Origin of the sequence: Mucilaginibacter sp. OK283, from assembly GCF_900110415.1 — a bacterium.
In the GTDB taxonomy this organism is placed as follows: Bacteria; Bacteroidota; Bacteroidia; order Sphingobacteriales; family Sphingobacteriaceae; genus Mucilaginibacter.
The window spans coordinates 213,860-222,393 of sequence record NZ_FODR01000014.1; the positions used below are offsets into that span (position 1 = coordinate 213,860).

Below are 8,534 nucleotides of genomic sequence, written 5' to 3' on the forward strand. Positions count from 1 at the left end.
AGTTCTATTAGCAACTTTAGTTGTTGCGCCAAATGGTTCGAATTATGTCCAGTCTGGGGATCATCATTTGTATAGCAGTTTCATAATGCACAAGACTAATCAAAATCGAACAGCCTGCCGTACGTTTTTATTACAATCCCCATTAGATTCTAATATTAATTAGCTACATATCAGTAATTTGCATAATTGGAATAATGATTGAGCTTACAACCCACTTGAAACCCTTTATTTTTCATATTGGATTATACGAACTCGTGTCGCTGGGTATTTTGTTTACCGGGTTGACGCTTGCCGTACTGTTAATATTGATCAAAAACATTGGTCAAAAAGGGAACCTATTGTTAAGTTCAGCCTTAATTGTGGCCGTCCTTAAAGTCAGTGGGGTTAGCTCATTATTTCTATCGGCTTTAGGTCCCTTATTATATTTTTATGTGCGCCAGTTAACAAGGTCCGAACGGCAATTTGATCGCACAAATATACTGCTTTTTTGCCCGGTGGTAGCAGCGTATTGGATGCCGGCTTGGTTAGTTTTAACATCAATAGTTATCTATCTGTATTTTTCACGCCGCCTGATACAGGACTTTTATAGCCGGCTTACGCCGATATTAATGGATAGGCCTCGTTTTGCTTTTCGTCAGTTAGAAAAGGCGCTGGTCTTGATTGGGTTGTTCTGCATTTTTTCTATACTGAATGACGCTTTCCTCTTTGGAGTTGCCTTTGTACTCATTGGAATGGCGGCCAAAATGGTACTGTACCAGCATAAAGACATTAAGCTGCAGCTAACTGTACCAGACAAATCAGACGCGAGAGAAAAAAGTCGCCGACTTAAAGAAGCAGTGGTGGTTAATCGTCTTTACCAGGATGCCGAACTCACTTTGTCTTCGCTGGCAGTAAAACTGGGCATCCATCCGCATGAGCTGTCAAGAATAATCAATACCGGACTGGATAAGAACTTTAGTGATTTTATTAATGAATTCCGGGTACGTGAAGTTTCCCGAAAAATGCGTGACCCGGCCTATGATAACCTTACCTTATTAGGCATCGCATACGAATCAGGCTTTAATTCTAAAACAACATTTAATCGTGTTTTCAGGGAGATCACCGGCAAAACACCGTTGGAATATAAAAAAGAAGTACCAATTGATAAGTTGGCACCCTTGCCGCGAATGCGACCTGTAATATTGCGTCAGAACATACCAAAACGCAAATTTATGATCAGGAATTATTTTAAGATCGCTTATCGCCAGTTGCTCAGACAAAAAATGTACGCAACCGTAAAGATCGGCGGCTTTGCCCTGGGGATCGCCGCCTGTCTACTCATCGGGTTGTATATTCATAATGAAACGACTTTTGATCGGTTTTATCCGGGTGCCGACCGTATTTTCCGGGTTGTAGGCGACGGTGAAATGAGCCGTGGCCTGGCCTGGCCGGCACCCATGTCAAAAGCTATACAACAAGACTTTCCCGAAGTTGAATTTGCCGGGCGAATGAGGCTAATTAACTCATACCTTGGCCATGCCGAACTGCGCCCTGCTGAACAGTCGCAAAATACTTACGAGCAAGGTATAATTTACATTGATCAGTCATTCTTTAGCGCTTTTAAGCTGCCAATGGTGTACGGGGATGGTGCTACAGCTTTAAAACAGCCGCAAACCATGGTGATCTCTAAAGCCATGGCCGACAAGTATTATCGCGGCCAAAACCCGCTTGGCCAGGTAATGTATATTGACAATGACCAGTCGCATCCATACCGGATAGGTGGCGTCATGGCCGATATTCCTGCAAATTCGCATTTACACCCGTTCAACTTTTTTATCACCCTCTCCGGGATGGAATTCGGGGCCGGCGAGCAAAATAGCTGGCGCTGGTACAACTATATCCAGTACATTAAACTGAAGGCCGGCACCAATGTAGCAGCATTTGAAGAAAAACTCAATACCGGCCTTCGAAAAAATTACTGGATGCCTGAAGCTCGCAAAGGAGGTGCGCAAGACCCCAAAAAAGAAGCTGGGAAGTTCCATGTTTACCTGCAGCCGGTGCCCGATATTAATCTGTATTCGTACGATTTTTCGGATGGGTTAACCAACGGTGATATACGTTTTGTTTGGCTTTTCGGCGCTGTCGCATTATTTATCCTGATCATTGCCTGCATTAATTTTATCAATCTTTCTACCGCCAAGTCGGCTGGTCGCGCTAAAGAGGTTGGCCTGCGCAAAGTTGTAGGTTCGTACCGCAGCAGCCTGATCGCACAGTTCCTTACCGAATCGCTCATCTACAGCTTTATCTCGTTCATCCTGGGCATTATGGTAGCGTGGCTGTTATTGCCTTATTTCAATAGCATCGCGGCAAAGTCACTTACCATGCCGTGGTTTGAATGGTGGTTTGTTCCGGTTATCCTGCTTTCTACCCTGGTCGTTGGTACGCTTGCAGGCTTATATCCTGCCTTTTATCTTTCAGGCTTCAGGCCGGGACAGGTATTAAAAGGGACTATCAGTACCGGAAGCAAAAGTCCTATGCTACGCAATGGGTTAGTCGTGTTCCAGTTCGCGGCTTCCATTATTCTGATCATAAGTACTATTGTTATCTATAATCAAATGCACTTTATACTGAGTCGTAAGGTCGGTTTTGACAAAGACCAGGTGATGGTATTACAAGGCACTAATACCTTGGGCGATCAGCCTATCCGGAATTTCAAAACAGAACTTGGTAAAATAGCTGCTGTCAAAAGCGCGTCCATAAGCGATTATTTGCCGATAAACGGCACCGCGCGTAACGGAAATGCTTTTTTTAACGAAGGGCGTGAAAAAATGATCCTCCTGTTTTGGGCCAGATTTGGCAAGTAGACGATACTTACCTCGGGACATTAGGCATTAAGTTAATTGAAGGAAGAAATTTCTCTTATGAAATGGCCGATGATACTGCCGGAAAGACCATTATCATCAATCAAAGCATGGCCCAAAAACTTGGTTTGAAACATCCGGTTGGAGCCCGCATCAGCGACAACGGCATATTTACGGTTATTGGTGTAATGCAAGATTTCAATTATGAGTCGATGCGCGACGAGATTGGCCCTGTGGCTCTTCACTATACCTTGAGCACAGCAATGATGACCATTAAACTTCGCGGTGGCGATGTACAGCATGCTATTAGCAATGTATCGGCTTTGTGGAAAAAATATTCGCCCGATCAGCCTATACGTTACACCTTCCTGGATGAGGACTTTGCCAATATGTATGCAGACGTAACCCGCACGGGTAAAATATTTACCAGCTTTGCCGTACTGGCTATAATAATTGCCTGCCTGGGTTTATTCGCCCTCTCTGCTTTCTTAGCCGAGCAGCGAAGTAAAGAAATAGGCATCCGTAAGGTTTTAGGCGCCAGCGTTCAGGGTATTACTACGTTATTGTCGCTAGATTTTGTAAAACTGGTTATGGTGGCTATTTTGATAGCGTCGCCTATTGCCTGGTGGGCTATGCACAAATGGCTGCAGGATTTTGCCTATAGGGTAACCATCAGTTGGTGGATGTTTGTCCTGGCGGGTCTCGGCGCTATTTTGATCGCCTTGATAACAGTTAGCTTCCAGTCGATCAAAGCAGCACTGGCAAACCCGGTGAAAAGTTTGCGGTCGGAATAAAGATATACCAGGTCTTCCATAATTGATAGTTGCAGGTGGGTTACCTTTAGTACCCAATTTTAATGTAAAAATTAAGACCTTGGTTAACTCTGATTAACATTGGTAGTCAAAACACTTTTCATAAGCTGGTGAATACACCAGTCTGACACCAAACCCTTATCAGTAGCATTGGCTTTGAGTAGGTTGCTTTTCTGTCGTCTTTTAATTAAATGACTGATCCATGATCTATTCTTGTTTAAGCAATGCGAAATACATTTAAGTTCAATTTCAATATTGATAATTTTGATTGGGTTGATTTTAAAAATCATCATCAAATTCTCCCAAATTACCAATTCGTCTTAATTTTTCAATGAATTGGTTCGAAAAACACCCAGTCTGGGGACTTAAACTTCGGTACTACCGAAAAGTACTGAAGAAAATTAAAAGATGTTTTAAAGAGGCTGTACACTTTCGAGACAGCCTCTTTTTGTTGATTTTATGCGCGGATAGACTAACACTTTGATCACCTCAACTTCTTCAGTGTTAATTGCTATTTCCCTTCCTATCAAATTCAAATCGGTGCTCAAATGCGCGGTATTGCCTGTCGAAACCGGACGGCCAGCTGTTCGCTTTTGTTACAATATCTTGAAAAATAAAAGCGCAATTTACTGTATGCCAATACATTTATAACTTTGGAACAGGATTTGACTTATCCCTTAAATTGAATTCATATATTTTCCATATCAATTTGTATGATTTGTTCCTTGTAGGGACCATATTTATTGCGCTGACCTTTGCCCTGCTGTTATGGTTTAACCAAACCACTGGCCGCACCGGCAACCGTGTTCTTGCCATGGCGCTAACCGTTATGCTATTAGGGATGGTCCGGGTACTCGGTATGGACATCCGACTTGGAACCTACCTGCCCGGTTGGGACCGGTTACCGTTGCAATATTCGCTGGCCATAGGCCCGCTGATTTATTTTTATGTACTGAAAATAACCCGGCCCGGCCATAAATTTGCCTGGAAGGACCTGCTGCATTTCAGCCCGCTTTTGCTCGAAGTGGGTGTCAGTCAAACTATTCCGACGCTGAACCCGGTCATCCAGGTATTGGCATTGACCTCGGTCATCATCTACCTGTATCGTTCACAGCAATTGATACAGGATGCTTACCGGCGTTTGCAACCAGTCCTAATGGATCGGCCGCTTATGCAACTTCGCTGGTTACGGCGCTTACTGAAAGCGGCGTCCGTATTGTGTTTTTTGTGGCTCCTGTATGCCGCTGTCGATTATTGGGGATATGATGGCCGGTTAGCCGAGGCTGCCTACTATCCTTTTTATATCGCTTTTGCGTTAATTATGCTGCGGATCGCAGCAATGGCCGTCTTAAAACCGCCAACGGAAGTGCTGCTGCAAGTGGGGGCACCAAAACCATTGCCGCTAACGGAATCAAGGCAAAAAGGTGCCTGGTTGAAGAAAGCGATGGAGGCCGGCTTTTTTTACAGGGATACCGAACTAAGCCTGAGTGCGCTGGCCGACAGGCTGGGGATACATACACATGAATTATCCCGGATCATCAATAATGGGCTCAAAAAAAGCTTTAACGATTTTGTCAATGAATACCGTGTCCGGGATGTCGCGCAGAAAATGCAGGACCCGGCTTATGATCATATCACCCTGCTGGGGATTGCTTATGAAGCAGGTTTCAACTCTCAAAGCAGCTTTACCCGTATTTTCAAACAAGTAACCGGAAAAAGTCCGCTGGAATATAAAAATAACTTGAAAAAAGATTACCCATCTTATAAGTTGGGTAGTCACCGGCAATTTGCGCCGTTAATTTTGAATCCTGAAACCCCTCCAATGTGGTCTCATGAAAAATTAAACGGCAATTATATGTTTCGCAATCATTTAAAAATAGCTTACCGGAATTTGGTAAAGAACAAAGCCTTTTCCGCGCTCAACATCCTGGGACTGGCGACCGGGCTGGCGGCCTGCCTTCTCATCGGTTTTTATGTACTGGATGAATGGAGCTACGACCGCTTCAATGCAGGTGCGGATCGAATTTATCGGATCAATGAGGATATTCGCTTTGCCGGTAATGCCACAGCCTATGCCCAGGCACCGGCACCGCTGGGCGCTGTATTAAAGTCAAACTTCCCTATTGTTGAAGAAAGTGTGCGGCTGAAAAGTGCCGGGACGGTGATCGTCAAAAAGGGCACTCAGGAATTGCGTGAAGATGGGGTTGCATTTGCGGACCCTTCCGTCTTTGCCGTATTTACGCTGCCGCTGCTCGGCGGCAACCCGGCCGACGCCTTGCTGGAACCCAATTCGGCGGTCATCAGCAAAACGGCTGCGCTCAAATATTTTGGCACCACGGATGCAGTGGGCCATGTCCTGACACTTAATCAGAAAGACCGTTATAAGGTAACCGGTGTGATGCAGGACATGCCGCAGCGCTCGCATTTCCATGTTGACTTCCTGCTATCGATGGCTTCGCTCGCCGACAGCCGCTCCGATGTGTGGCTGAGCAATGATTATAATACCTATCTATTGTTGCGTAAAGGCGCGGACCCCAAACAACTGGATGCGGCCCTGCCGGGCGTGATGGGCCGCTATATTGGCCCTCAATTGCAAAATATGGCGCATGTCAGTATGGGCGATTTTCAAAAGGGCGGTAATTATTTCCGGTTGAGCCTGATGCCGCTCACAGCCATCCACCTGGAGTCCAGCCGCACAGGCGAGCTGGGCCATAACGGGGACAAACAATACCTCTACCTCTTTTTCTTTATTTCACTATTCATCCTGGCCATCGCCTGTATTAACTTTATCAATCTTTCGACGGCCAAATCGGCCGGGCGCGCCAAAGAGGTCGGGATACGCAAAGTGTTGGGTTCGGCGCGCGGTTCGCTCATCGTACAGTTTCTTTCAGAATCGATGCTGCTGGTCTTTACGGCAATGGTCATTGCCATTATCCTGGTGATCGTCTGCCTGCCATTTTTTAATGACCTGGCCGGAAAAGAAATGGAGTTGACCGGACTGAACTGGCTCTGGTTAGGTGCCGCATCGCTCGTTATCACGGTTGTGGTCGGGCTGGCAGCAGGCACGTACCCGGCGCTTTTTCTCTCCGGGTTCCGGCCGATAGCGGTGCTGAAGGGAAAGCTTTCCGCAGGCTTCAAAAGCAGCTGGCTTCGCAACTCACTGGTGGTGTTCCAGTTTTCGGTTGCAGTATTGCTGATTGTGGCCACCCTGGTAGTGTACGACCAGCTGCAATATATCCGTCACCGCGACCTGGGTTTTGACCGGAGCAGGGTACTTGTTATACGGAACACGAATGACCTTGGCCATAATGCCGCGATTTTCAAGCATGAGATCGCCGCGATACCGGGTGTTAGCAGCGCGGCGCTGACCGGCTATCTGCCGACTTCCGAAGCGCGGAACAGCAGCGCCTTATTCCAGACCCAGGACATGGACCAGAAAAAAGCCGTCCAGTCGCAGACATGGACGGTGGATGAGGACTACCTGCCGACACTGGGTATGCGACTTGCGGCAGGACGCAATTTTTCGGCCGACTACCGGACGGACTCTTCGGCGATGATCATCAATGAATCCGCAGCCAGGACGATGGGTACCGGGAGTGTACTGAACAAAACCTTGCATTACCCCATGGCAGACGGGAAGCAGCTCAGGGCCTATCATATCATCGGCGTGGTCAAAGACTTTAACTTCAGTTCGCTCAAGGCGGGAATCACGCCGGTGGTCCTGACCCTGGGGAATGATCATGGCGCGCTGAGCGTGCGGCTGAAAGGCAACCTCACAGGTATCCTTGACGCGATAAAGCAAAAATGGAACGGCCTGGTGCCCGGAAGGGAATTCGATTACGCCTTTATGGACCAGGACTTTGACCGCTTGTACCGAACTGAGGAACGCACAGGGGGTGTATTCGTGGTACTGACTGCGCTGGCAATCGTGATCGCCTGTCTCGGGCTATTCGGCCTGGCGGCTTATGCGGCCGAACAACGTTATAAGGAAATCGGTATCCGCAAGGTCCTCGGCGCAAATATTTTTTCGATCAGCCGGATGCTATCGGTCGATTTTATCCGGCTGGTGCTGATCGCTATCCTGATCGCCGCACCACTTGCCTGGTACCTGATGCAAAAATGGCTGAGCGGGTTTGCCTACCGGGTAACGCTGCATTGGTGGTTGATCGCGCTGGCCGGAACAGGCGCCATCCTGATTGCCTTGTTAACCGTTAGCTTTCAGTCGGTCAAGGTCGCATTAACCAATCCTGTCAAAAGCTTAAGAAGCGAATAATTAAAACAAATCCATATGAAAAAAATCACTTTAACGGCCACGCTGGTTTGCGTGGTCATGGCCTGCCTTGCGGCAGTAAGCGGCCTTGCCGGTAAATGGCAGGGTAGCGTAAAGCTGGCGGACGGAAACACGTACCCTGCAAACTATGAATTTCAAATTAGTGACGGAAAGTTGACTGGAACAGCCACTGCCGAAGGGCCGCCAAAAGTTATTACTGATACCAGGATCAACGGCAATGATTTCAGTTTCAGCATCGCTGATGACGATGGCTCGGCGATCAAACATAGCGGAAAATATTACCCACAGGGCGATTCGGTTTCGCTGAATGTCAACTATGGGGGAACGATATTACATACGACATTAACACGCAAAAAAAACTAAAAAGATGAAAAAACTAAGCCAAATTTTATTTGCCTTGCTATTTGTTGCCATTGACAGTTATACTTATGCCCAACCGGCAGATTCAATAAAGGTACAGCGTTCAGTTATTGATTTTACACGCCTCCATGTGGAACATAGCCGTCAATTTAAGCCCAAAAAAATGTTTTAAGCGCAAGAATCGAAACATCAAAATTGAGTCAATTATTGCAAAGGCTTAATTCAGAGGTA

Annotated in this window: 5 protein-coding genes; all 5 read left to right on the forward strand. The window is 46.6% G+C overall.

Features of this window, described 5'->3' with window-relative positions:
- Window positions 1-608 precede the first annotated feature (608 nt).
- The 5 genes from BMX56_RS25910 to BMX56_RS30285 all read left to right on the forward strand — a co-directional run bounded on the left by BMX56_RS25910 (window position 609) and on the right by BMX56_RS30285 (window position 8,475).
- Window positions 609-2,843, forward strand: a complete 2,235-nt coding sequence (locus BMX56_RS25910) for an ABC transporter permease (RefSeq protein ID WP_177183922.1) — start codon at window positions 609-611, stop codon at window positions 2,841-2,843.
- On the forward strand, window positions 2,822-3,634 hold the full coding sequence (locus tag BMX56_RS25915) for an ABC transporter permease (RefSeq protein ID WP_090652617.1): 813 nt from the start codon (window positions 2,822-2,824) through the stop codon (window positions 3,632-3,634). The genes BMX56_RS25910 and BMX56_RS25915 overlap by 22 nt, the downstream gene beginning before the upstream one ends.
- 700 nt (window positions 3,635-4,334) lie before the next feature.
- Window positions 4,335-7,925 carry an ABC transporter permease gene (locus BMX56_RS25925; RefSeq protein WP_090652619.1) on the forward strand — a complete coding sequence of 1,197 codons (3,591 nt, stop codon included), beginning with the start codon at window positions 4,335-4,337 and terminating at the stop codon, window positions 7,923-7,925.
- A gap of 15 nt (window positions 7,926-7,940) precedes the next feature.
- Complete coding sequence (locus tag BMX56_RS25930; RefSeq protein WP_090652620.1) at window positions 7,941-8,306, forward strand: hypothetical protein; 366 nt, start codon at window positions 7,941-7,943, stop codon at window positions 8,304-8,306.
- Between the two features lie 4 nt (window positions 8,307-8,310).
- Window positions 8,311-8,475, forward strand: a complete 165-nt coding sequence (locus BMX56_RS30285) for a hypothetical protein (protein ID WP_177183923.1) — start codon at window positions 8,311-8,313, stop codon at window positions 8,473-8,475.
- Window positions 8,476-8,534 lie beyond the last annotated feature (59 nt).